18 protein-coding genes and 1 tRNA gene are annotated in these 23,622 nt (G+C 64.3%); 14 read left to right on the top strand and 5 right to left on the bottom strand.

The genetic code is table 11. From position 1 onward, the window contains the following. Nucleotides 1-150 precede the first annotated feature (150 nt). The 3 genes from BANT918_RS03015 to BANT918_RS03005 all read left to right on the top strand — a co-directional run bounded on the left by BANT918_RS03015 (nucleotide 151) and on the right by BANT918_RS03005 (nucleotide 3,031). Entirely contained in the window at nucleotides 151-1,296 is a 1,146-nt protein-coding gene (locus BANT918_RS03015) for a 4Fe-4S dicluster domain-containing protein (protein WP_009882810.1), read from the top strand. Next, nucleotides 1,293-2,564 carry an NrfD/PsrC family molybdoenzyme membrane anchor subunit gene (gene nrfD / locus BANT918_RS03010; RefSeq protein WP_101618892.1) on the top strand — a complete coding sequence of 424 codons (1,272 nt, stop codon included), beginning with the start codon at nucleotides 1,293-1,295 and terminating at the stop codon, nucleotides 2,562-2,564. Before BANT918_RS03015 ends, nrfD begins: the two co-directional genes overlap by 4 nt. A gap of 224 nt (nucleotides 2,565-2,788) precedes the next feature. Then, the gene (locus BANT918_RS03005) at nucleotides 2,789-3,031 is read left to right on the top strand and encodes a hypothetical protein (RefSeq protein WP_101598060.1); all 243 of its coding nucleotides are present in this window, start codon (nucleotides 2,789-2,791) and stop codon (nucleotides 3,029-3,031) included. Between the two features lie 49 nt (nucleotides 3,032-3,080). Here BANT918_RS03005 and selD read toward each other — a convergent pair whose 3' ends face one another. Further along, nucleotides 3,081-4,067: a selenide, water dikinase SelD gene (gene selD, locus BANT918_RS03000; protein WP_101598061.1), complete on the bottom strand. Its 987-nt coding sequence runs from the start codon at nucleotides 4,065-4,067 to the stop codon at nucleotides 3,081-3,083. Between the two features lie 115 nt (nucleotides 4,068-4,182). Here selD and BANT918_RS02995 point away from each other — a divergent pair, with 115 nt between their 5' ends. From BANT918_RS02995 to BANT918_RS02970, 6 genes are all read left to right on the top strand, one after another. Continuing rightward, nucleotides 4,183-5,217, top strand: a complete 1,035-nt coding sequence (locus BANT918_RS02995) for a DUF2157 domain-containing protein (RefSeq protein ID WP_101618891.1) — start codon at nucleotides 4,183-4,185, stop codon at nucleotides 5,215-5,217. A 91-nt stretch (nucleotides 5,218-5,308) separates the two neighbouring features. Continuing rightward, entirely contained in the window at nucleotides 5,309-5,917 is a 609-nt protein-coding gene (locus BANT918_RS02990) for a GNAT family N-acetyltransferase (protein ID WP_101598064.1), read from the top strand. A gap of 99 nt (nucleotides 5,918-6,016) precedes the next feature. Beyond that, nucleotides 6,017-6,111, top strand: a tRNA-Sec gene (locus BANT918_RS02985). 83 nt (nucleotides 6,112-6,194) lie between these two features. Then, nucleotides 6,195-7,679, top strand: coding sequence for an L-seryl-tRNA(Sec) selenium transferase (gene selA / locus BANT918_RS02980; protein WP_101618890.1), 1,485 nt, complete (start codon nucleotides 6,195-6,197; stop codon nucleotides 7,677-7,679). A gap of 1 nt (nucleotide 7,680) precedes the next feature. Continuing rightward, the gene (gene selB / locus BANT918_RS02975) at nucleotides 7,681-9,495 is read left to right on the top strand and encodes a selenocysteine-specific translation elongation factor (RefSeq protein WP_101618889.1); all 1,815 of its coding nucleotides are present in this window, start codon (nucleotides 7,681-7,683) and stop codon (nucleotides 9,493-9,495) included. Between the two features lie 353 nt (nucleotides 9,496-9,848). Then, nucleotides 9,849-10,391, top strand: coding sequence for a hypothetical protein (locus BANT918_RS02970; protein ID WP_101618888.1), 543 nt, complete (start codon nucleotides 9,849-9,851; stop codon nucleotides 10,389-10,391). 15 nt (nucleotides 10,392-10,406) lie between these two features. Here the strand turns inward: BANT918_RS02970 and BANT918_RS02965 are convergent, their stop codons facing one another. The 3 genes from BANT918_RS02965 to BANT918_RS02955 form a co-directional block, all read right to left on the bottom strand. Further along, nucleotides 10,407-11,699, bottom strand: coding sequence for a M20 family metallo-hydrolase (locus BANT918_RS02965; protein ID WP_101618887.1), 1,293 nt, complete (start codon nucleotides 11,697-11,699; stop codon nucleotides 10,407-10,409). A gap of 66 nt (nucleotides 11,700-11,765) precedes the next feature. After that, nucleotides 11,766-13,421 (bottom strand): thiamine pyrophosphate-dependent enzyme, encoded by a 1,656-nt coding sequence (locus tag BANT918_RS02960; protein WP_101619216.1) that lies wholly within the window; start codon nucleotides 13,419-13,421, stop codon nucleotides 11,766-11,768. Nucleotides 13,422-13,553: 132 nt separating this feature from the next. Continuing rightward, on the bottom strand, nucleotides 13,554-14,885 hold the full coding sequence (locus tag BANT918_RS02955) for an MFS transporter (protein ID WP_101618886.1): 1,332 nt from the start codon (nucleotides 14,883-14,885) through the stop codon (nucleotides 13,554-13,556). A 171-nt stretch (nucleotides 14,886-15,056) separates the two neighbouring features. On the opposite strand from BANT918_RS02955, the gene BANT918_RS02950 reads away from it, so the two are divergent. Then, a complete protein-coding gene (locus BANT918_RS02950; RefSeq protein WP_101618885.1) occupies nucleotides 15,057-16,226 on the top strand; it encodes a PucR family transcriptional regulator in 1,170 nt (389 codons plus the stop codon). Nucleotides 16,227-16,303: 77 nt separating this feature from the next. On the opposite strand, the gene BANT918_RS02945 is transcribed toward BANT918_RS02950, so the two are convergent. Next, on the bottom strand, nucleotides 16,304-16,672 hold the full coding sequence (locus tag BANT918_RS02945; RefSeq protein ID WP_101618884.1) for a MerR family DNA-binding transcriptional regulator: 369 nt from the start codon (nucleotides 16,670-16,672) through the stop codon (nucleotides 16,304-16,306). A 211-nt stretch (nucleotides 16,673-16,883) separates the two neighbouring features. Here BANT918_RS02945 and BANT918_RS02940 point away from each other — a divergent pair, with 211 nt between their 5' ends. From BANT918_RS02940 to BANT918_RS02925, 4 genes are all read left to right on the top strand, one after another. Next, the gene (locus BANT918_RS02940; RefSeq protein WP_233430331.1) at nucleotides 16,884-18,344 is read left to right on the top strand and encodes a SulP family inorganic anion transporter; all 1,461 of its coding nucleotides are present in this window, start codon (nucleotides 16,884-16,886) and stop codon (nucleotides 18,342-18,344) included. Between the two features lie 172 nt (nucleotides 18,345-18,516). Beyond that, the gene (locus tag BANT918_RS02935) at nucleotides 18,517-19,884 is read left to right on the top strand and encodes an MFS transporter (RefSeq protein ID WP_233430330.1); all 1,368 of its coding nucleotides are present in this window, start codon (nucleotides 18,517-18,519) and stop codon (nucleotides 19,882-19,884) included. Between the two features lie 85 nt (nucleotides 19,885-19,969). After that, entirely contained in the window at nucleotides 19,970-21,391 is a 1,422-nt protein-coding gene (locus BANT918_RS02930) for an FAD-binding oxidoreductase (RefSeq protein ID WP_101619213.1), read from the top strand. 303 nt (nucleotides 21,392-21,694) lie between these two features. After that, nucleotides 21,695-23,527 (top strand): HNH endonuclease signature motif containing protein, encoded by a 1,833-nt coding sequence (locus BANT918_RS02925; protein WP_233430329.1) that lies wholly within the window; start codon nucleotides 21,695-21,697, stop codon nucleotides 23,525-23,527. The last annotated feature ends 95 nt before the right edge of the window (nucleotides 23,528-23,622 follow it).

The raw sequence follows: 23,622 nt of genomic DNA, 5'->3' as shown, positions 1-23,622 counted from the left end.
TGACCCGACAGATGGTGATCCGGACCAAGGGTATGTCGGTTCGGATGCGGACAGCGTAGAGACGGGCAACCTCGGCGAGGGAGCGCCTTCATCTGAAGGCGAGCCAACCGGCGAGGATACGGTGGACAATAGAGGAAACGAGGAGGACTGATGTCGACGACTGTCGAGAACGACGCTGTTGCGGACGGGCACTGGCACGGTTCCGCGCAGGAGCGCAAAGGGTTCTTCACCGATACGTCGATCTGCATCGGCTGTAAGGCCTGCGAGGTCGCGTGCAAGGAGTGGAACAACAACCCGCAGGACGGGACCTTCGAACTTCTCGGTTCCTCGTACGACAACACGGGCAGCCTCGGAGCCAACACGTGGCGCCATGTCGCCTTCATCGAACAGGACGGCGAACGGATCGAAGCCGCCCGCGAATCCGGGCGGAAACTCGTCAACCTCGGCATGCCCTCGATCCGACCCCGAACCGATGAGAGTGCGGGCGCTCAGCCACTCGGTGGTGCACTGGGTGCGGCAGAGTCCGGCTCCAATGGTGCCGGCGCCTCGGGTGGCGGTCTGCCGTCGACACCGCCGATGGGCATCGACCTGCTGGCGCCTGGAGCTCTCGACCCGAGCAACCCGGAGGACATCGCCAAGCTCGACACGACGCCGCCGGACACCGCGGACTTCCGCTGGCTGATGTCCTCGGACGTGTGCAAGCACTGCACCCACGCCGGGTGCCTCGACGTCTGCCCCACCGGCGCACTCTTCCGCACTGAATTCGACACCGTCGTCGTGCAGAATGACGTCTGCAACGGCTGCGGAACCTGCGTGGCTGGTTGCCCCTTCGGCGTCATCGAACGCCGCGACGACGGGACGATCAACACCCCCACCGACCGTGACCGCAGCGCCGCGGATATGGATGTGCCGGACAAGAACACGGCAAACAAATGCACGCTCTGCTATGACCGCCTCGTCGATGGTCAGGAACCGGCCTGCGCGCAGACCTGCCCCACCGAGTCCATCAAGTTCGGCGACCACGATGACATGGTCGACAAAGCCCACGCCCGCGTGGCCCAGCTTCACTCGCAGGGTCTGACCGAGGCCCGCCTGTACGGAGCCAACCCGAACGATGGGGTCGGGGGAACCGGATCCGTCTTCCTCATCCTCGACGAGCCCGAGGTCTACGGCCTGCCACCGGACCCGCGGGTGGCCACGAAGGACCTGCCGCAGATGTATGCCAAAGCCGGTATGGCCGCGCTCGGCATGGTCGCTGCCGCCGGACTCGCGTTCCTGGGGAGCCGCCGTCCATGAGCACTTCCGAATACGATTCCTACCGCCCACCTGAGCTCGATCGCGGTCGAAAGAAGCGTCGCCGAGGTGGTCGACCCGGCAGCGGTCCGGGCGGTAACGGCGGCGCCGGACGTGGCGGCGGCGGTGGCGGCGGTCAGGGTTGGAAGAACCGTGGGGCCGACGGCAACCGTGAGATGCCGATGGTCGAGGATGTCGAATTCTCCTCCTACTACGGCAGGTCGATCGTCAAGGCTCCACCATGGGGTGATGAGATCGCGCTTTACCTGTTCCTCGGCGGATTGGCCGGCGGCTCTTCGCTGCTGGGACTCGGTGCGCAGTTCAGCGACCGTCCGCAGCTGCGGATTGCGACCAGACTGACCGCGATCACCGCGACCGGTGTCGGGGGAGCGGCACTCGTGGCCGATCTCGGCCGGCCAGAACGCTTCCTCAACATGATGCGCGTCTTCAAGGTCAGTTCGCCCATGAGCCTGGGCACATGGATCCTGTCTGGATTCGGAGTCGGCTCAGGAGTCCTGGCCGCGATCGAGGCGGATCGATTGACCGGGCTGCGGCTGCCGTTGGGTCCGCTGCGCAGCCTGCTTCATGCGATGGAGACGCCAGCGGCATTCGAATCAGCTCTCTTTGCGACACCGCTGGCCGCATACACCGGGGCGCTGCTCGGCGACACCGCGGTCCCCACCTGGAACGCCGCCGGCCGAAACGGCCTGTCGTACGTCTTTGTGTCCTCGGCGGCCGTGGCTGCCGGGGGAGCGGCCATGGCTCTGGCTCCGGTGCGGGAGACCGGACCAGCGCGTCTGCTCGCGCTCGCTGGTGCCGCCGGCGAGGCGTTCGCGATGAATCGGATGAAGCAGGGCATGCATCCTGCCGAGGTTGACCCGCTCGAAGACGGCGAGCCCGGCCGCAAACTCCACCGGGCGGAGAAGCTGCTCATCGCCGGTGCGATCGGCACTGCTGCTGTCGAAGTGGGGGCCCGGGTGTTCACGGAGAAGCTGGGTCGCGGGGGCAGTACTGGTGTTGCCGGTCTCGCAGTTCGGGTCGCGGGGGCTGCGGGCAGACGCAGCTGGAAGACTCGAGCTGCACTGCGCGCCGTCTCGGTTGTCAGCGGTGCGGCATTGGCGGCCGCCTCGGCGTACACGCGTTTCGGTGTGCTCGAGGCCGGCATCGAATCGACGAAGGACCCGCGCCACGTGGTCGAGCCGCAGCGCGCTCGCCTCGAAGAACGCCGTGCCCGCGGAATCGTCGACGATTCGATCACGACCGGGGTTTGAGGTCCGACCGAATGTTCCTCAAGGGGAGTCGCATCTCCTCCCGGTACTTCTGCGTCCTACGTCTGCTCTTGTTTTCGGCACCGGTGGCTTCATGAACAACCCTGGCAGGGGTTGTGGAAGAAACTACGGGTGAGGGGAGCCGGCGGCGAGGCGCGCCGGGTGTGAGACGCACGAATACCAAGAGAGGTTGCGAAAAACGTCTCTAGTAGTAGCGTGGTGGTCCTATGAAGGACGCAATCAAGGAGCTGCTCAACGACCGGCGCAGCCTGAAAGAGGCCGCCATAGTGGCTGTCCTGTTTCCCCTTGTGTATTTCGGAATGAATCTCATCGGCTGGGGCAACGAGATGTTTTCGTGGTGGGAAACTCTGCTCGTAGCGCCTGTCAATGGGTTTTTCTACTGGATATTCCTCAGCGGATTCAGACGCTTCGCCAACGAGGATGTCACACCCTCCAAATTCGGCGAATGACCCGATTCGGTGTCTGTCAGACTTGGTGACGGTCAGACTCGGTGACGGGTCACCGTACGTGCACACCAGACCCGACGACGATCTCCCCGATGATCGGGTGGCCCGGGATCTCGCCGACGATGAGCAGGCCGCCGGAAGTCTGCGCATCGGCGAGGAGGAACAGTTCGTCCTCGGTCACGGAATCATCAGTCGTCAGATTGGGGCGAACCCAGTCCAGGTTGCGGCGGGTTCCCCCGGAGACGCAGCCGTCCGCAATCGACTCATCGACTCCGCCGAGGCGGGGCACCGCAGCCGCGTCGATGATTGCTCCCACGCCTGAAGCACGGCACATCTTGAATAGGTGGCCGAGCAGTCCGAAACCGGTGACATCGGTGGCTGCCCGTACGCCTGCGGCCAGTGCCGCCAGCGCGGCATCGGCATTGAGCTCGGTCATCGTCGCGACCGCCTCGGCGAAGTACTCACCGGTGCGCTTGTGTCGATTGTTGAGGATCCCCACACCGATCGGTTTCGTCAGGGTCAAGGGCAGGCCCACCTCGGCGGCATCATTGCGCATGAGCTCATCGGGGTGGGCGATGCCGGTGACGGCCATGCCGTACTTGGGCTCGGGATCGTCGATCGAATGCCCACCGGCGACAGGGCAGTTGGCTTGGGCGGCAACGTCGAGCCCTCCGCGCAGCACCTCGGTGAGCAGCTCCATCGGCAGCTTCTCTCGTGGCCAACCGACGAGGTTGATCGCGGTGACTGGAGTCCCGCCCATGGCGTAGATGTCAGACAGTGCGTTCGCGGCCGCGATCCGACCCCAGTCGTAGGCGTCGTCGACGACTGGGGTGAAGAAGTCGGCCGTCGAGAGCACTGCGAGGTCATCGCGAACACGGACGGCGGATGCGTCATCGCCGTCGTCGAGGCCGACGAGGACATCGGGGCCGGACTGACCGGTCAGCCCCTTGACTGCTTCCTCGAGCTCGCCCGGCGGGATCTTGCAGGCGCAACCTCCACCGTGGGCGAATTCGGTCAGGCGAGGCTGAGGGGTGTCCATGCCCGCGACTCTACCACCGAGGTCAGACCGGCTGATGAATCATTCTGAGCACCGTGCGCACATGACATGGTTGAGCGCAGCGTAGGGCTCATCACGTCTGGGCTACTATCACTGCATGAACCCATCGTTCGAACACATCGTCGTCGATGCGCTGATCACCGAACGCCTTGTTGATCCCGCGGACCGCGAACGCTCCCTGAGCGTCGTTGCTGCTGCTCTCAGCACGCCGACACGACCGGCGTCAGATGCCGCTTCGCGGCGCACGAAGATGCCCAGACTCGTCGAGGTCCTCAGCTATCTCGGCGGTGCCTTCGTGCTCGCCGCGGGCGGACTGTTCTTCGCCCAGGAATGGTACGGGCTGGGGTTTGGCACTCGCGTGACGATGCTCGCCGTCGTATGTGCAGTCCTCGGCCTGGCCGGGGCAGTGATCGTGCGGGTCTCCTCCGAGTCGGTCGACGTCCACGAACCGGCCAACGACTCGCGGCGTCGCCTTGCCGGCACGCTGCTGACCGGAGCAGCCCTCGCCGCGGCCTGCTCAGCCGGGCTTGTCGTTGATCACTGGGTGGATTCGACTCTTGAGGGAATCTATTGGCCCGCCGTAGTCGGCGGGGTTGTGGGACTGCTGACGTCTATGATCGGGCACCGGTTGGCACCCACCGCGCTGGGGATGCTGGGTATGCTGGCCAGCTTGCTGACGGCAGTGCTGAGCTTCTCCAGCGGCTACGAAAATCATTGGACAAACGTCGTGGCCTTCGCCATGTTCCTTGTGGGTGTTGTGTGGCTGGCGGTCACCGAGGCGGGCGCTTTCCCTGCGATCACCTTGGCTCGTTCGGTCGGAGTCGCGACGGCGCTGCTCGGAGCTCAGCTGCCGGTGATGGAGGCATACCACCCTGGGCTGGGATACCTGCTCACACTCATCATGGCTGTCGGCGGTATAGCCGCATACCTGAAGACAACCGCCTGGCCCTACCTGGCTGTCGCGGTCGCAGCTGTCACGTTGGTGGTCCCGGAGGCAGTCTCGGACTGGACGGAGGGATCTTTGGGTGTCATCGGTGCCGTGCTCATCACCGGCGTCACCCTGTTGATCGCCTCGTTCATCGGCTACCGACTATGGGCGCGGCCCACCGAAAGGATCGGCACCCCGGATTGATGGGACGAGGGATCCGTGGCCCGGTGCCCTGTCGACAGTCGCGGCAACGGCAACTCACCAGAGATCGGTGGACCGAGGCTAAGGTGTGCTTATGACCAACAGCGGCCGGCGCGGTCCCACTCGGGTTGCCTCACTGAACGATGCCGAGGCGATCGTCGACACGATGACCAGCGCGTTCTTTCACGATCCCTTGTGGGGCCCGGCGTTCCCAGACGAAGGACGACGCGCCATGCAGGCCGCCGTGATGTGGCGACTGTATGTCACCTCCGCACTTCGCTACCCATGGACATTCGTCACCCCTGACGCAGAGGCCGCGGCCGTGTGGATTCCGCCGGGCGGAACCGAACTGACAGCGCAGGAAGAGGACGCCCTCGATGGTCTGCTCAGGCAAACCGCGGGCCCAGATGCGGCGAAGGCGATCCTGGAGGTCTACGAACAGCTCGACGAGGCGCATCCCCAACAGTCATGCTTCTACCTCACTCTGCTCGGCGTGCGTGAGGACCAGCGCGGTAAGGGACTGGGCATGGGCCTGCTCGCCGAGAGTCTTGTCCATATCGACGCTCTCGCAGCCCCTGCGTATCTGGAGTCGTCCAACTCGGTCAATAATGCTCGCTACGAAAGCGTCGGCTTCATTCCCCGTGATCAGATCACAACCGCCACCGGCCACGTGGTCACCACCATGTGGCGGCCACCTCACTGACGACTGTGAATGCCGAGGCAGGCACGCAGTCGCACTCGTCGACGACTTCGACACCCGGCGGTGCGTCCGACTCCTGATCTGAAGGGTAGGATCTCAGACGGAGGCGTCCGAGTCCTGGTGGGCTCCCCGGTCTTCAAAACCGGTGCGACCGAGTATCTCGGTCTGGCGGGTTCGATTCCCGTCCGCCTCCGCCACCAGCATCGTCGACGTCGTCGCGCTCGAAAGCCCGGAGTTCGCTTCCTGGCCGGCCCGCGGGGACCGTCAGGAGGAGACAGCCTTGGCCGATACGGATCCGCGGCGCAGCATCCCGCGCACCGATAGCCTCCTTGGCCTTCCCGAAGTCATCGACGCAGGTCAACGGTTAAGTCAGGCTACGATCAAAGCCATCATCTTAGATGCCCAGAGTGCTGCTCGCGCTGGCTCGATTCCCACCGCCGAGGTGGCTGCCACCATTGTCCGACACCTGAGTTCCCGCTCGGCTTCGTCCTTGACCCCGGTGCTCAACGCCACCGGAATCATCGTCCACACCAACCTCGGTCGTGCGCCTCTCTCCCAGGCCGCGCGAGAGGCGGTCGCCGATGCTGCCGGCTACGTCGACGTCGAAATGGACTTGGAAACCGGTCGTCGCAGCAAACGGGGGACCGGTGCCACGCAGGCACTTCTGAGAGCCTGTCCGGGTGCGGAAGACGCCTTGGTCGTCAACAACGGCGCCGCCGCACTCCTGCTCGCGGTGACCGCTCTGCGTGGTGGCCCTACAGCAGATGGCTCGCGCGGTGCGCACGGACGTGCAGTCACTGCTGGTGCGAACCCTGGCGGTGAGGCAGATCCTCGCGAAATCATCGTCAGTCGTGGTGAGCTTGTTGAGATCGGTGCTGGTTTCCGGTTGCCGGATCTCATGACCACCACCGGAGCACGCCTGCAGGAAGTCGGAACGACCAACCGCACTCATCTGGCCGACTATGCAGAAGCGATCGGCACCGATACCGCGAGCCTGCTCAAGGTCCACACCAGCAATTTTCGGGTCGAAGGATTCACCGCCGCGGTGGAGATCTCACAACTGCGCGAACTCGCCGACGAGCACGAACTTCCACTCATCGCCGATCTGGGCAGCGGACTCTTCGAACCCGACCCTCACCTGCCCGATGAGCCCGATATCGCCAGTGCCCTGGCCGCGGGAGCCGATGTCGTCATCGTCAGCGGGGACAAACTCCTCGGCGGTCCGCAGGCCGGGCTCATCCTCGGACGCCGTGAGGCTGTGGCGCGGATTGCAAAGCACCCTCTGGCCAGGGCGATGCGCACCGACAAACTCACGTTGGCCGCAATCGAGGCAACGGTTGCGAACATGCAGAATCCGGTCCACGAAGCACTTCACATCAATCTCGACAGACTCAAAGAACGCACTGAGTTCCTGGCAGAGCTTGCCTTTGGAACCGTTGTCGCCCACGACGGACGAGTCGGCGGCGGGGGAGCTCCTGGTGTGCCGCTGCCTGGTTGGGCCGTCGAACTGCCGGAGAGCTATGCGGCGGATCTTCGCACTGGGGAGACGGCCATTGTCGCCCGAGTCCACCAGGGGCGATGCCTCATCGACCTGCGCTGCGTTCCAGAGTCGGAGGACTTCCGGATCGTCGACGCAATTGCTCGCATCCAAGGGGTCGACCTCGTCAATGCCGAGCCGGGCGAAAACGGCAGGCTCCTCGATCGCCTCAAACGCCACCTCGGCGACGGTGGCAAGCGGAACGAACGCCTCGGCGAGCAGGACTGAGATGTACGTCGTCGCAACCGCAGGACATGTTGATCACGGCAAATCCACCCTGGTCAGCGCCCTGACCGGGATGGAACCGGACCGTTGGGCCGAAGAGAAGAAGCGGGGCCTGACGATCGACCTCGGCTTCGCCTGGACCACGCTGCCCTCCGGTCGGGAACTCGCCTTCGTCGACGTGCCCGGCCACGAGAAATTCCTCGCGAACATGCTCGCAGGAGTCGGCCCGGCCCCGATCGTGTGCCTCGTCGTCGCCGCAGACAAAGGGTGGCAGGCGCAGTCGAGTGACCACCGGGACGCGATCACCGCGCTCGGGATCACCCGCGGCCTCGTCGTCATCACCCGTGCGGACATCGCACCGGAGGCGCTCGCCGCCACCGAAGCCGAGGCCAGAGTCCAGCTGCAGGGCACTCCGCTCGCCAACGCACCCGTCGTCACGGTGTCGGCGACTTCGGGGGAGGGTCTCGAAGAACTCGTCGCGACCTTGGACGCCGTCACAGCCGACACTCCCGCCCCCGATCCGGGCGCCCGCCTGCGGCTGTGGGTCGACCGCGCCTTCACGATCAAGGGCGCCGGAACCGTCGTCACCGGCACACTCACGGCCGGAACCCTGCGCACCGGCGATCGTCTGCGTCTCGTCGGGGAGACCTCGACCGAAGCAACAGGGGTCCGCGGCCTGCAGAGCCGAAATTCCGCCGCCGGGGTGGTCGTCCCCAGTGCCCGCGTGGCCGTGAACCTGCGCGACGTCGGTGCCGATGTCATCCACCGTGGTGACGCTCTCATCACCGACGATGCGTGGCCGGTCGTGGAGGTCATCGACGTGCGCCGGACCATGGGTCAGCCACTCGACGAGGGTGCCCACGGGCTCATGCTCCACATCGGCACGGCCGCGGTCCCAGTCCACATGCGGCCCTTCGACGGCGACCACGCCCGACTCACCCTCGACCGCGGCCTGCCGCTGCAGGTCACGGACCGGATCGTCCTGCGCAGTCCCGGCAGCCGAAACGTCTTCGCCGGAGTCGTCGTCATCGACGTCGACCCGCCCGAACTGGGCCGCCGTGGTGCAGGCGCCAGGCGAGCCAGTGAGCTGGCTGATCGTCCGGAGACCGGAGACATCCTCGCCGAGGTGGCCCGCCGGGGAGCCGTCGAACGTGCACGGCTGCTCCGGTTCGGCTTGAGCGTGCCCGAGGTATTGCCCGACGATGTGGCAGATGCGTCGGGTGGATGGCTTATCCACCGGCCGACTCTCGAACACTGGGTCGAAGCCGCGAGGACCATTGTGAAGGTGAAGCTGGCGGCAGAACCCCTGGCAGCCGGTGTTCCGGAGAAGGCGTTGGCCGAAGAGCTGCGCCGCGTCGATCCTCCGTTGCCGGGCGAGACCAATCGCGAACTCGTCGCCGCGATCGCTTCCCGAGCCGGCCTCGAAACGGTCAAGGGCATGGTCCGACCGCCCGGGCATTCCGCGGATCTGGGTCCTGCTGAGGCGGGCGTCGCCGAGGTGGAACGACGCTTGGCGGCTAATCCCTTCGCCGCGCCCGAGGCCGATGACCTGCGAGAACTTCGCTTGGGAGTGCGGGAGCTTGCTGTCGCCGAGTCCGCGGGACGACTCCTGCGCCTCGGCGATGGTGTGGTCGTCTCCCCTCGGACACCCGCACAGGCGATGCGGCTGCTTGCGGGACTGGATCAGCCGTTCACGACGAGCGCGGCCAGACAGGCTCTGGGCACGACCCGTCGTGTGGTCATTCCCCTGCTCGAATACCTTGATGGTCGCGGTTGGACCCGCCGCATCGACAACACCTCACGCGAGGTTGTGAGGTAGGAGACCGGAGGGCACCCGCGGCATCGGCTGCCTGGAGGGAGTCTGACCCGCACCTGGCAGTGACCCGATGGGTGGACCGAGACCCTGGTCACGGCCGCGTGCGTGCGGCGCTTGGTGCCGCAGAGCACCCATCGAATTCTGAGCTGATGCTCACGAGTCCTATCCGATTCGTTGCGGCGAAACTAAGCCACCTATGAGCCTCTCTGCATTGAACCGTCTTCCTGCGTCCGACAGTGTGGTGTGAGGCGATTCCCGGAACACCACTGTGCCGAAAGCATGAGACAGACGTGTGCCGAGTCCAACCAGGACGCCGTCCGGGCCGTTCGCCCGATCCAACGAGAAAGTGAGAACTGATGAAAAGTGTGCGCAAATTTGCGGTGACTGCACTGTCCGCTGCCGTCATCGCGGGAGGTCTCTCCCTGGGGGCGGCGACCTCGGCCTCAGCCGATCCGATCTCAGGGTCGGTCGATCAGTCGAGCGAGCTCAGCTCTGAGCAGATCGACAATGCCCGCACCATCATCGGCGTCGGTAAGGGCGCTGAACTGTCGAAGAAGGCACAGAAGATCGCCGTGATGACCGCACTGCAGGAATCGAGCCTGCAGAATCTCGACGGCGGGGATCGGGACTCCGGCGGAGCGTTCCAGCAGCGTCCCTCGATGAGCTGGGGATCGGCCACACAGGTGGCCGATCCTGTCTTTGCCTCGAAGTCGTTCTATGGAGTCAATCCCGACATCCCCAACCCGGGCCTCACTCAGATCGACAACTGGGAGAACATTGACCCGGGTGACGCCGCGCAGGACGTGCAGTCCTCGGCTTTCCCCGATGCATACGCGAAATGGGAACCGCTGGCAGCCCAGCTCGTCGACGACAACCAGGACGTCACAGCCATCGACTGAAGCGCCGAACCGGCTTCAGCCCAGTGCCCCGGCAGTCAAGCGTCGCACAACCTCGGTGAGGTGGTGCAGGCCGGAGACGAGGTCCTCATCCTTCGTGAATTCCTGCAGACTGTGGGAGACCCCGCCGACGCTGGGAATGAAGAGCATCACCGTGGGCACGGTGTCTTTCATGTTCGTCGAGTCGTGGCCGGCCACGGTCATCACCCGCGCCGAGGTCAGGCCGAGGTCATCTGCTGCTGACCGTGCCAGCTCGACTCCTTCCTCGGAGTACGGGTTCTGATCCCAGCTGTGCTCGGCGACGATCTCGATCTCGACCCCGACCGCCTCGGAGACCTGGGCGACCGTGGACATGAGGGACTGGTGGGCTGCGGCGATCACCTCGGCGCTGGGTGAGCGCAGGTCGAGGAGCAGGCCAACCTCGCTGGCGACGACGACGGGGGAATTCGGGTAGACGTTGAGTTCGCCGCACGCGGTGTGCAGCGCCCCGGACTCGAATTCGTCGACGAGCTCACGGGCGGCGACGACCAGACGAGCCGCACCGAGGAGGGCGTCGCGCCTGTCGCTCATCAGCGTCGAACCGCTGTGAGCCTGTTCCCCGGTGACCCGGAACTCGAACTTGTGGGCCGCCCACGTGGCGTTGACGAGGCCGATCGTCACCCTGTCTTCCTCCATGCTGCGTCCCTGTTGGACGTGGATCTCCGCATAGGCGGCGATCTCGGGCGCCGTGAAGTCACCGCGCTCGCCGATGGCGTCGAGCGCCTCGGCGACGGTGACGCCCTGGGGGTCGGTCGTGGCCAGTGCCGCCTCGAGCTCGGCCTTGCCGGTGAAGACGTTGCTGCCCATCATCGAGGGCTTGAACCGGGAACCCTCTTCGTTGAACCAGTTGATGACGGCGAGGTTGTATTTCGCTTTCGACGGGTCGGCGCGCAGTTCATCGGCCACCGCGAAGCAGGCGTGGGCCGAGGACATGACTCCGTAGGCGCCGTCGAAGCGTCCGGCCGTGGGCTGCGAATCCATGTGGGATCCGGTCAGCACATAGGGGGCGCCGGGAACGAGTTCGAGCAGCCCGTACTGGTTGCCGATAGCATCCCGGTGGACGCTGAACCCATGGCTCTCCAGCAGTTCGGCAAACCATGCGCGCTGCTGGCCGTCGGCGGTGCTCGCCGCCTGCCTGTCGACGCCGTTCGTGCCTTCGACGGCTCCGAAGCGCGAATGCACGGACCAGTCGGCGAGGAACTCGTCGTCGCGGTCGGACTGCGTTGTCGCTGGCGAGGATGCTGGAGTCTGCGAAGCAGGGGTCTGTGTCATGGTGCGTCCTTTTCGGAGATGCTGAGGGCTGGTCAGGGTGCGGCAGGGTCAGGCCTGGTTCGTGTCTCAGACCGCGATTTCGTCGGCGGCCGGGGGCATGAGCTCGGAGTCGATGAGGACGTGGATGAGCGCCGGACCGTCGGCTGCCAAGGCTCGGTCGAGTGCTGCCTCGAAGTCCTCGGTCTTTTCGACGCGTTCACCGTGTCCGGCGAAGGAGGACATCCATACCGCGAAGTCGGGGTTGACCATGCGGGTACCGGAGGGCCGGCCCGGATAGTGGTTGACCTGGTGCGAAACGATCGTGCCGTACACGCCGTTGTCGACGACGATGACCAGCGGTTTCGCGCCGTGAGCGAAGGCCGTGGCCAACTCCTGTCCGTTCATGAGGAAGTCGCCGTCGCCGCAGACCGCGACCGTGCGCCGCTCGGGGAATGCCAGTGACGCCGCGACCGCACCGGGAACGGCGAGCCCCATCGCGCCGTTGCGGGCTCCAACGAGGCTCGCAGGCTGAAGGTGCCGGATGAATCGGTGACTCCAGATCGTCGCATTGCCGGCCCCGTATGTGAGGATTGCTTCCCCGCCGAGGCGGTCGTCGAGGATCCCGAATGCCACGCCGAGATCGACGCCGGTGCGGGGGATCGCTCCGGCCACCTCGGCGTCGGGTCTGTGCGTGGCTACCTGGGACTGCACCTTCGCGCGAGAGATCATCCAGGTGTCGTCGCGGTCACCGCGGAGGTGCGAGCCAGTGAACATGTTCAGCGCAGTGACGAAACTGCGCGGTGAGGCCAGTATCTGCGCGTCGATGCGACCGGCGTGCTGGGTGGCCTCAGGGTCGAGGCCGACGACGATGGTCTGCGCGTCGAAGCCGCGCGTATATCCGTCACTGGCCACATCGGATCGGGTGGCACCGACGTAGACCAGGAGGTCCGCCTCAGCGAATCCGGCGGCGATCGCATCGGCCCGGCCGTAGCCCAACCATCCGGCCCACGCGGGGCTCGAATGTGGCAGCGCATCGTAGGCGCGCCAGTCGCAGAAGACCGGAATCCCCGCCGAGGCGGCCAGTTGGGCCAGTGCTGCCCCGTGCCCTTCGTGCCACCCATCCCCGCCGAGAACGAACGCCGGCTTCTTTGCCGCTGAGATCCGTGCCGTCAGCGACTCGAGGTCCACGGCCGAGGGCTGTGGCTCGGCGATCGGAGCGGGTGTCGGTGCTGGTGAGTCGGTCAAACGGACGAGGACGTCCTCGGGCAGGCCGACGACGACGGGACCGGGACGACCAGATGCTGCGATCCGCAGAGCCTCGGCGGTCAGGTCTCCGGCGCGGTGCTCGTCGTCGACGACGATGACCTTCTTCGCGGTCGAGGAGAACCATTCGGGGAGGCTGAATTCCTGGAACGATTCTCGGGCGCGATCGGCGATGGGCACGAGCCCGACGAAGAGGACGAGAGCAGTGGCGTCCTGGTACGCGGTGTGGACCGAGATCATCGCATTCGCCGCTCCCGGCCCACGGGTGACCATGGCGATTCCGGGACGACCGGTCAGCCGCGATTCGGACAGAGCCATGAAGCCGGCCCCGCCCTCCTGACGGCAGACCACGGTCTCGATGGGAGAGTCGTAGAGGCCGTCGAGGACGTCGAGATAGCTCTCGCCGGGAACGGCGTAGACCCTCTCGATTCCGGCGTTCTCGAGGGTGCTGACGATGAGGTGACCGGCCGAGCGGGACATGGGGTGGGTCCTTCCGATGATGGAGCGATGGTGTGTGAGGGCAGACTGGAACGCGGGCGGTCCGTCGAATTCAAGACGGACCACCTCGGCGGTGTCAGGTTGAACCGGCTCGGCTCATTCGGCGGGCTTCGCTCAGTGCTTGAAGCCGGGCAGGTCGACGCTCAGACGCGGTGCGATCGCTCCGGCGAAGGCCGTGAACAGGGACAGGAAGGCCAACATCGCGGCGGCCGGCCACCAGTGGTCTCCGGCGGCGGCGACGAAACCGGTTGCCAGCAGCGGAATGAAGCCGGAGAGCATGCCTGCGGCGTTCTGCGACATGCCGACACCGGTGTAGCGAGTGCTGGCCGGGAACAGGCCGGTCATCACGGTGCCCGAGGCGGCATAGGGCAGGGACAGTGTGCCGACCGCCAGGGTCATGGCCAGCACAACGAGGACCGGGTTCCCGGACGTGAACATGAGGAAGGCAGGAACAGAGACCACCGCCGAGGCGACTCCGCCCCAGAGGATGACCTTGCTGGCCCCGTATTTGGTTCCCAGGGCTCCGCCCCAGATGAGGACGAAGATCTCTACGAAGGCCGCGATCATGCTGCCCAGCAGGAGGAGTGAATCGTCGTAGCCGAGGATGTTGACGCCGTACCAGACGCAGAAGGCGGTGACGAGGTAGAAGCCGCCGACGCCGAGGAGAGCTGCTGCCATGCCGACGATGATCTGCTTCCAGCTGTCGCGGAAGGTGGTGCGGATCGGACTTTTCTCGATCTCGCCGGATTCTTCGAGCTGACGGAAGACCGGGGATTCTTCGAGACGGCTGCGGATGTAGACGGCGACGAGGAGGAGTGGGATGGCGGCGAGGAACGGGATGCGCCAGCCCCAGGCGGCGAAGCTGTCCTGCGACAGGACCAAGGTCATGATGAAGAAGCCGCCCGAGGACAGGATCGTGCCGATGGGCGAGCCGATCTGCGGGATCGCGGCGTAGCGGGCGCGCAGGTGCAGTGGAGCGTTCTCGACGACGAGGGTCATCGCACCCGACCATTCGCCGCCGACGAACAGACCCTGCAGGATGCGCAGCAGGACCAGCAGGGTCGGCGCTGCGAAGCCGATCGCCGCATAGGTCGGCAGTGCGCCGATGAGGCCCGTGACGACGCCGATGCCGATGATCGTGACCATCAGGACCTGGCGTCGACCGACCTTGTCTCCGATTCGACCGAAGATGAGTCCGCCGATCGGGCGTGCTGCGAGGCCGACGCCGAAGGTGGCGAAGGACGCCATCGCGGCGGCGGTGGCGCTTTCGCTGGTGAAGTACTGAACGTTGAAGACCAGTGCCGCTGCGGCACTGAAGAGGAAGAAGTCGTACCATTCGAGCGCGGTGCCCAGGAGGGCTCCGATCGCAACCTTGTTGGCGTCCTTGATGCTGAGTTCCTGGGTGGCGGAGTATTCCGCCGCAGCTGTGGGGTCGTTCTGGCTCATGTTTCTCTCCATCGAGTGCAGGACTGGGTCAGTAGGGCATTGTCGGTAGGGCATTCAACCTGCAACGTAAAACACTACAGAGTGAGATCGCACGATTTCGAGCATCATTTGCCCCGGGATCTCCATCGCCGATTGTGCATCTGCACAGCTTTCTGCACATAGTCTAGGACGATGCCGCCAACGCACGAGAGACAGCTCAAGGATCAGCCGCTGCCGGGTGACCATCAGCGCTGGATAGAACTTCTTGACGCCCTCGATCTTGACCAGCTCACCGACCGGTTCCTATCCCGGGTCGTCAGGGTGCCTGGCTACGATCCCGCTCCGATCCCGCTCTCGGAGCTGCAGCGCACAGGCCTCATTTCGTTCCAGTCCCTCGTCGAGGGTCTGCGAGCCGGTGGCTTCGACGGACCGGTCGCGGTGTCGACCGAGGTCGGAGTCTCCCGCGCTCGCGCCGGGATCCCACTCGAGGCATTGATGACGGCGATCAGACACGACTTCAATGTGTTGTGGGAGGCCCTGACCAGGGTCGCTACGCAGGACGACGCGGAACTCGTCATCCGGCACACCGGGATTGTGCTCTCCACCGTCGACGAATACGTCTCCCAGGTCCAGCAGGCCTACACGGCTGAGCAGCAGCGGATGCGGGAAGAGGAGTCCTCGGTTCGGCAGGGGCTCATCGCGGGACTGTTCGACGATCTCAATCCGACGGTCGAACGCCTGTCCACGATCGCCTCGGCGCTGGGCCTCGATCCGGAAGGTCCACTGCTGGTCGTGGCCGCGCGCGGTGAGGACACCTCGGCGCTGCGGGTTCTCATCTCCGACCATGAGCGCGCGGGCGGGACCATGTTCACGCACCACCTCGGCGATGTCCTCATTGCCTTCACCCGATCCTCCGAGCTCTCCGGCCCACGACTGGCAACGATCGAACGTCGTCTCGCCGAGGCGCGGGTGGGTCTGGTCAATGCCGCGGGAATCGGGTCCCTGCGCAGGTCAGCGCTGACCGCTCGGGATCTGGCGCAGGTGCTCACAACCGCCGAGGTGGGCGCGATGACCTGGGAGCGCGGCTGGGCCAGACTGGCCGCTCAGGCGCTGAACGCGGCGGGGAACTCCATCGTCACCGACGTCGAGCGGGCGCTGGCCGTCTGCGGGGCGGGCGAGCGTGAGCGCCTCGTCGAGGCCGTGCACACCTATCTTCGCTCGGGCAGCATCGGAGCGAGTGCCGCCGAGCTGTTCTGCCACCGCAACACCGTGGCCAACCGTCTGCGCCGGTTCGCCGACCTGACCGGGGTGGACCCGATGATCCCCGCCGAGGCGGCCCGGCTCGTTGTCGGGTGGGCGTGAGCTGAGGGGTGGTGGGGGTGTGAGTTGGGAAGTGGTGGGGGTGGCCGCGTGGTCGGTGCCGCTAGGCGAGGCGGCAGCTAGCCGAGGCGGTCGCGGAGGATGCCGAGGAACTCATCGGCGCGCTCGACCTGGCGGGCGAGTTTCTCGCGTCTGGAATCGGCGTCGTCGAGCAGTGCCAGGAGTTTGCGGCGGGCTTCGCCGCGTTCCTCCGCGGGGGAGTCGCTTTCCAGGATGTCCAGGTGGGCCAGCAGTTCACCCATCTCGGCGGTGGAATAGCTGAGCGCCTTCATGCGGCGGATCGTCATCAGGCGGCGGAAGTCCTCGTCGGTGTAGACGCGGAAACCGCCCTCGGTCCTGCCCGTGGCGGGAATGAGCCCGATGTCTTCATAGTGACGCAGAGTCCGTGAGGACAGGCCCGACTTCTCCGTCATCTCGCCGATGTGCATGCCAGGCACCCTTTCGTTGCTCGCAGCTGCCGACCGGTTGGTGGGCTGGTTTGCACCAACCCTAACGCAACGTTAATGTTGATCACGAACTCTGACATGCCGTGAAGGTTCACGGCACCACCCCACTTCCTGCTCCTAGGAGACCCCTGTGTCAACCACCCTGCCTCCAGACAGTGCACGGCGCTCTCCGACACCGGAAGAACGTCAGAGTGTGCTTCTGACTCTGAAACGGCCCCGCTGGCTCAAGACCGAGATCCTGGGCGGGCTGGTCGTCGGGCTGGCGCTCATCCCAGAGGCGATTGCCTTCTCCGTCATTGCCGGCGTGGATCCGAGGGTCGGGCTCTTCGCGTCATTCACGATGGCCGTGACTGTGGCGTTCCTTGGTGGACGTCCAGCAATGATCTCCGCGGCGACCGGTGCGGTTGCACTCGTCATCGCACCCTTGGTGGCCTCGCATGGCACCGACTATTTCATCGCCACCGTCATCCTGGCAGGCATCTTCCAGGTGATTCTGGCACTGGTCGGAGTCGCCCGTCTCATGCGGTTCATTCCGCGCCAGGTCATGGTCGGCTTCGTCAATGCACTGGCCATTCTCATCTTCATGGCGCAGGTGCCCGAGCTCTTCGACGTCCCGTGGCTGGTGTATCCACTGTGCCTGCTCGCCCTGCTCATCGTCTTCGTCCTCCCGAAGTTCACCTCCATCGTGCCGGCACCGTTGGTCGCCATCATCGTGCTGACGCTCCTCGTCGTCCTCTTCGCCTGGGATGTGCCCAATGTCGGCGACAAGGGCCAACTGCCCGAGTCGCTGCCCACGCTTCTCATTCCGCAGGTGCCGCTGACGCTTGAGACGCTGCAGATCATCGCCCCCTATGCGTTGGCGATGGCCCTCGTCGGACTGCTCGAATCCCTGATGACGGCCAAACTCGTCGACGATGTCACCGATACCCACTCGAACAAGACCCGAGAGTCCTGGGCGCAGGGCGTGGCCAACATCGTCACCGGCTTCTTCGGCGGCATGGGCGGCTGCGCCATGATCGGTCAGACCATGATCAACGTGCGTGCCTCCGGAGCTCGGACGCGGATCTCGACGTTCTGCGCCGGCGTCTTCCTGCTCATCCTCGTCGTCGTACTCGGCGACATCGTCGCGCTGATCCCCATGGCCGCGCTTGTGGCGATCATGATCTTCGTGTCCTGGGCGACATTCGACTGGCACTCCATCCGGCCCAGTACTCTGGCGAGGATGCCGAAGTCGGAGACCACGGTCATGCTGGTCACGGTGATCGCGACCGTGTGGACGAACAACCTGGCCATCGGAGTCATTCTCGGCGTGCTTGTCGCGATGATCGCCTTCGCCAACCGCGTGGCCCACTTCGTCAGCGTCGACCGGAAGATCGTTGAGGCCGACGGGCGTGAGAGTGCCTGTTACACCGTCGACGGTGAACTGTTCTTCGCCTCCTCCAATGACCTGTACACGATGTTCGACTACGCCGAAGACCCGGAGCACGTCATCATCGACATGCACCGATCCCACCTCTGGGACGCCTCCACGATCGCAGCCCTGGACTCCGTGACCGACAAGTACGAGCACTACGGCAAGCACGTAGAGATTGTGGGACTCAACAACGCCAGCCGCAGAATGCGCGTCCGCCTCGGCGGTCAGAGCACTTCGTAGCTCTGTCCGTGTGGTCCCGTCAGCGCGAGGGCCTCACCGTCAGCACCTGAGTCCTGGTATTCGGTACTTCGGGGCCGATCTCTAGGAACCTGAACAAGCGCTGACGTAGTGTGTTCGACGTAGTGTGCCGAGAGCCGTCATCTGCGGCGTCAATCTGATCGAGGGAGATCACATGTCATCCGAGGTGAACCCACCTGTGCGCCAGCAACCGCCGAGCGATTCAGCAATGGAGAAACGGACCCTGAGGAAGGTCACCGTCCGGCTGATCCCGTTCATCATCGCGATGTACTTCATCAACTACCTCGACCGCACGAATCTCGGCATCGCGGGCCCGGGTGGAATGAACGAAGACCTCGCGATGACCGCCACCCAGTTCGGGTTCGCAGCGGGCATCTTCTTCTTCGGCTACCTCCTCCTCGAGGTGCCCTCGAACCTTGCGCTGCACAAGTTCGGTGCCCGGATCTGGCTCGCCCGGATTCTCATCAGCTGGGGCATTGTGGCCGCGGCGATGGCGTTCGTGCCCAGCCACGGATGGCTCTATGTGCTGCGGTTCCTTCTGGGTGTCGCCGAGGCGGGCTTCTTCCCGGGCATCATCCTCTACCTCACGTACTGGTTCCCCTCGTCCATGCGGGCACGGGCCACCGCGTTGTTCATGCTCGCGATTCCACTCTCCAGCGTCATCGGTTCGCCGCTGTCCTCGTGGCTGATCTCTAGCGGTGACTCGGTCTTTGCCAACTTCGCCGGCTGGCGTTTTATGTTCATCATCGAAGGTGTGCCCGCGATCCTGCTCGGCATCATGTGCATCTTCTACCTCACCGACCGCCCACGCGACGCCAAATGGCTGACTCCGGAGGAGCGGAACTGGCTGCAGTCACGGATGGACGCGGAGGAGAAGGGCAAGTCCGACACCTTCCACTACCCGGTTCGCCGGACTCTTCTGCAGCCGCGGGTGTGGGCCCTGTCCTTCGTCTACTTCGGCATGGTCTACGGCCTCTATGCACTGAGTTTCTTCTTGCCGACGATCATCTCGGGCTTCCAGGAGACCTTCGGCGTCGAATATTCGATCGTCGAGATCGGCTTCATCACAGCGATCCCCTTTGTCTTCGGAGCGTTCGCGATGTACTTCTGGTCCCGGCACGGGGATAAGACCAACGAACGCGTGTGGCACGTCGCGATCCCACTCTTCATCGGTGGTGTGACGATCCCGATCGCTCTGTACCTGAGTTCGCCCTTCACCACGATGATCGCCGTGACCATCACCTGCATGGCCATCTGCGCGGCCCTGCCGACCTTCTGGCCCCTGCCGCAGACCTTCCTCGCCGGTGCCGGAGCCGCCGCCGGACTCGCACTGATCAATTCGCTGGGCAACTCAGCTGGATTCTTCGCGCCCTACATCACCGGCGGGCTCGCCGAGCTCACCGGAACCCAGAACGCGGGCATGTGGGTCGTCGGCGCAGCGATGGTCGCAGCCGGCATCGTCACCCTCATCCTCAAGGCCGCTCCCGCGCCCGATAAGGTGAATCCGGAGGAGACGAAGTAGGTGCGGATGCGTGTTGAATCGTCGCAGAAAGACAGTCGCCGAGGCGGTCGTGACCACCCCGGCAGTTGCGTTCGGAAAGGTTGTCATGACAGTGCAGGACCAGACCACAGTGGGTGCGGCCGAACTCGATGTGCTTGCGGCGCGGTTGAGTATAGGGGCGCTGACGACGGATCCCGACGTCATCGAAGCCCACGCCCGTGACGAAGCTCTGTTCTGCCCTCACGAAGGAGCGATCGCTCTGGTCAGGGCCACCTCGGCGACGGATGTCCAGGAGGTCATGCGGTTCGCCTCGGAACACGGCGTTCCCGTCGTCCCGCAGGGTGCCCGGTCGGGGATCTCAGGTGGGGCGAACGGCTCGCCCGGAGCGATCCTGCTCAACGTCTCGCGCATGAGGGACGTCATCTCGGTCAACGAGGCGGAAAGACTCGTCACCGTCCAGCCCGGCATCATCAATCAGGACCTCAAGGATCATCTTGCACCCTTCGGTCTGTCCTACCCACCCGATCCGGGATCGGTCGGACTATCATCGATCGGCGGCAACATCGCTACCAACGCGGGTGGCCTGTGCTGCGTGAAATACGGTGTGACCAGGGACTACGTTCGCAGCCTGACCGTTGTTTTGGCCGATGGCACACTCACGAAGCTGGGTCCACAAACGGCCAAGGGCGTCGCCGGGCTCGACATGCGCCACCTGTTCGTCGGTTCCGAGGGCACGCTGGGCATCGTCGTCGAGGCGACCCTGCGCTTGATCCCGAAGCTGCCGGATCCGTTCACCGCCGTCGCGACCTTCCCCGATGAACGCTCGGGCCTCCAGACCGTCGCGGACTTCATGGCCGCCGGTGGCGCGCCCAGCCTGTTGGAGTTCCTCGACTCCTCCAGCTTGAAGATGCTCAACGAGTTCGGCGACTTCGGGCTCGATGGTGATGCGGGTTCGATGCTCATCATGCAGGTCGACCAGAATCCTGCAGATTCCGCAGCGATCATGGCCCAATTCGCCGAGGTGGCCGAGTCCTGCGGTGCACTCGACGTCGCGTACTCCGATGACCCGACCGACTCGGCCGCACTCATCACCGCCAGGAGGATGATCCAGCCCGCCTACGAGAAGTTCGCCAATGCTCATGGTGGCGGCCAGCTGCTCGACGATGTGTGTTTGCCACGAGTGGCGATGCCTGAGTTCTGCGACCGGCTGAAGGAGCTGCAGGAGTCATCGGGCCTGATGATCGCCTTGGTGGCCCATGCCGGCGACGGCAATACCCACCCCTCGGTGTTCTTCGACGCCAACGATGCGGAGCAGACCGCGCAGGCGCAGGAGATCTTCGGCGAGATCATGCGCATCGGCTTGGAGCTCGGCGGCACGATCACCGGTGAACATGGCGTCGGCTACCTCAAGCGCGATTGGCTGAACAACGAACTCGACGAGGGCTCGAGACGAATCCAGATCGCTGTGAAGAATGCCCTTGACCCGCAGGGACTCCTCAACCCGGGGAAGATGCTCAGCGCGATCTGAGGGGTTCTGCGTTCGGTTTGGAGCCGGGACATTGTGATCACACAATGTCCCGGCTCGTTTTCGTGTGCTCAGCCTTCCTGGGGGTCCGGCTAGGCCCGCGGAGAGGACCGGCTATCGGGGGTCGATTGTCGTTCTACTCTCTGACCTGGGGTGTTGTGGGTAGCATCAAGTATTTCAGTGATCAATTGATACGGTAATGAAAGAATGAGCGAACAGAAATCGAAACTAAGGGTGCAAAGAGGTGAAATGAATGTATAATTGAGAGAAGAGCAACGACGATGTTGGCGAATGGACTTCATTACCATGACTCTCACCCCCGACCGCACCCCAGAGAACTCGGAAGAGCGTGACCCACGCCCCGGTTCCAGTGATGCCGCAACGGGCTCAGGTGCTTCGTCTTCGTCGGACGCACCGCCTTCCTTGTTCGACCAGCTCAAAGACTCCAACCTCGACCTGACCGGCCACCCTCTTGCAGAGAAATTCGAATCCCTCGCGGCCGTACCGACGGGCGAGCCGAGCGAGTCGGGGGACAGCGTCGAGTCGGAGGCCGGTGATGGCCCTGCTGCGGCCAGTGATGGCGGCGAAGTCAGCGATCCGGAAGCCTGCGATGGCCCCGCTGCGGCCAGTACGGCTCCAGCTGTCGATGCCTCGGTCGACGACTCAGATCCCTCTGGTTCCGGCTCCGGTAGCCCCAGCCCTCATCCATTGCTGTCGAATGAAGAGTGGACAGATCTTTCACGATTCGCTCCCGAAGTCACGAACAGTCTCACCGCGTTGGGCGGGCTCCGAGACGGACTGCGAACCTTCGACCGTGCGATGGGACCAGCTGATGCGATCAAGCTCATCGACGGACTCGAAGCCCTTGGCAGAGTCAACGAGGCCCTATCCACTTTGGCTCTGGCGGTGTGCGAACGAATCGGAACACCCGCCGACTACGGTGCGAAATCGACGAAGGCACTCATCCAGGACAGGCTGAACATCACCAGCCGAGAAGCGAACCGTCGCACCGATATGGCCAAGAATCTTGGTGGCAGAGTCACGATCACTGGGCAGGCGCAGCCACCGCTGTACCCAAAGGTCGCAGATGCCTTCAACGAGGGCAGCCTCTCAGCCGACCAGGCCACAGTCATCAAAGACTGCTTGAAGAAGCTGCCGACCTGGGTCAGTGAAAAAGATCGTGATTACGCCGAAACGACGCTCATCGAAAAAGCTCCGAGCGTAAGGGTCTACGACCTGCGCGCCATCTTCACGCGCATTCTGGCCCACATCGATCCGGACGGAAAGCCTCCGACCGACCCCTCGGATCGCTCGATGTACAAAATCAATATGCATGTTCGTGAGAGTGGAGACTGGGAAATAGCCGGCCTGCTCGATCCGGTTACTGGTGGTCAGCTCAACGGGCTATTGACCGCGAGAACCAAGATCGTCAAGAACGATACTGGCAGCTCAGATTCGAGTGAAGGTGGGAACCCTTCCTCTGTCAACGGAACAGACGCGAACGAGTTCGGTGTCCTCGACGACGGAACCCTCGTCGATATGACGGGGCAGAAGCTGACCGCCCAAGAGTGGATCTACGAACGCTTCGCTACTCTGATCGGCAGAATCGACATGACACGTACCGGCCAAGGCTCTCAATATGCTCTGGTCGTCACCGCGAAGGCCGAAGACCTCGCGAAAGGGACGGGCGCCGGTTCAACCGGCAGCGAAAACCCGATCCCCATCAGCGAACTTGCCCGAAATGGTCTCAACGGCGCAGTCTTCTTTGAACTCATATCCGAAAAGGCCAAGACAATGCAGGTAGCGACAGAGAATCGGTTCGCGAATGCAAAGCAGATCGCGATTCTCACCGCCCGTGACCAGGGATGCACCTTCCCTGGATGTGATTCTCCGCCGGGGTGGTGCGATGCCCACCATATTGTCGAATGGGCGCAACAGGGCAAGACCGACATCAACAATATGATGCTCAGTTGCTCCGCCCATCACCACTTGCTGGACAGATCGGATTGGGAGACAGTGATGCTCAAAGACGGAAGACCTGCATGGGTGCCTCCAGCATCTATCGACCCAGCCAGAAGACCGATACTGCACGCGAGATTCGTGGCTCAAGAAGTCATCGACACGCTCTTCGATGACTGATCGAGGAAGAGGACCAGCTCTGGCACCCAACGATTACCTGCGGTGCTGGAATATCCGATCGACAGGGGGGCGACTCGATTGTCCTTCAGGTCTGA

Origin of the sequence: Brevibacterium antiquum CNRZ 918, assembly GCF_900169145.1 — a bacterium.
GTDB lineage: Bacteria > Actinomycetota > Actinomycetes > Actinomycetales > Brevibacteriaceae > Brevibacterium > Brevibacterium koreense.
The sequence above is the reverse complement of the archived record's forward strand: the minus strand, read 5'-3'. Positions and strand labels throughout refer to the sequence as shown.

Coding starts and splice junctions, on each gene's coding strand:
- BANT918_RS03015 (WP_009882810.1), top strand. CDS start 151: ATGTCGACGACTGTCGAGAACGACGCTGTTGCGGACGGGCACTGGCAC.
- nrfD (WP_101618892.1), top strand. CDS start 1,293: ATGAGCACTTCCGAATACGATTCCTACCGCCCACCTGAGCTCGATCGC.
- BANT918_RS03005 (WP_101598060.1), top strand. CDS start 2,789: ATGAAGGACGCAATCAAGGAGCTGCTCAACGACCGGCGCAGCCTGAAA.
- selD (WP_101598061.1), bottom strand. CDS start 4,067: ATGGACACCCCTCAGCCTCGCCTGACCGAATTCGCCCACGGTGGAGGT.
- BANT918_RS02995 (WP_101618891.1), top strand. CDS start 4,183: ATGAACCCATCGTTCGAACACATCGTCGTCGATGCGCTGATCACCGAA.
- BANT918_RS02990 (WP_101598064.1), top strand. CDS start 5,309: ATGACCAACAGCGGCCGGCGCGGTCCCACTCGGGTTGCCTCACTGAAC.
- selB (WP_101618889.1), top strand. CDS start 7,681: ATGTACGTCGTCGCAACCGCAGGACATGTTGATCACGGCAAATCCACC.
- BANT918_RS02970 (WP_101618888.1), top strand. CDS start 9,849: ATGAAAAGTGTGCGCAAATTTGCGGTGACTGCACTGTCCGCTGCCGTC.
- BANT918_RS02965 (WP_101618887.1), bottom strand. CDS start 11,699: ATGACACAGACCCCTGCTTCGCAGACTCCAGCATCCTCGCCAGCGACA.
- BANT918_RS02960 (WP_101619216.1), bottom strand. CDS start 13,421: ATGTCCCGCTCGGCCGGTCACCTCATCGTCAGCACCCTCGAGAACGCC.
- BANT918_RS02955 (WP_101618886.1), bottom strand. CDS start 14,885: ATGAGCCAGAACGACCCCACAGCTGCGGCGGAATACTCCGCCACCCAG.
- BANT918_RS02950 (WP_101618885.1), top strand. CDS start 15,057: ATGCCGCCAACGCACGAGAGACAGCTCAAGGATCAGCCGCTGCCGGGT.
- BANT918_RS02945 (WP_101618884.1), bottom strand. CDS start 16,672: ATGCACATCGGCGAGATGACGGAGAAGTCGGGCCTGTCCTCACGGACT.
- BANT918_RS02935 (WP_233430330.1), top strand. CDS start 18,517: ATGTCATCCGAGGTGAACCCACCTGTGCGCCAGCAACCGCCGAGCGAT.
- BANT918_RS02930 (WP_101619213.1), top strand. CDS start 19,970: ATGACAGTGCAGGACCAGACCACAGTGGGTGCGGCCGAACTCGATGTG.
- BANT918_RS02925 (WP_233430329.1), top strand. CDS start 21,695: ATGACTCTCACCCCCGACCGCACCCCAGAGAACTCGGAAGAGCGTGAC.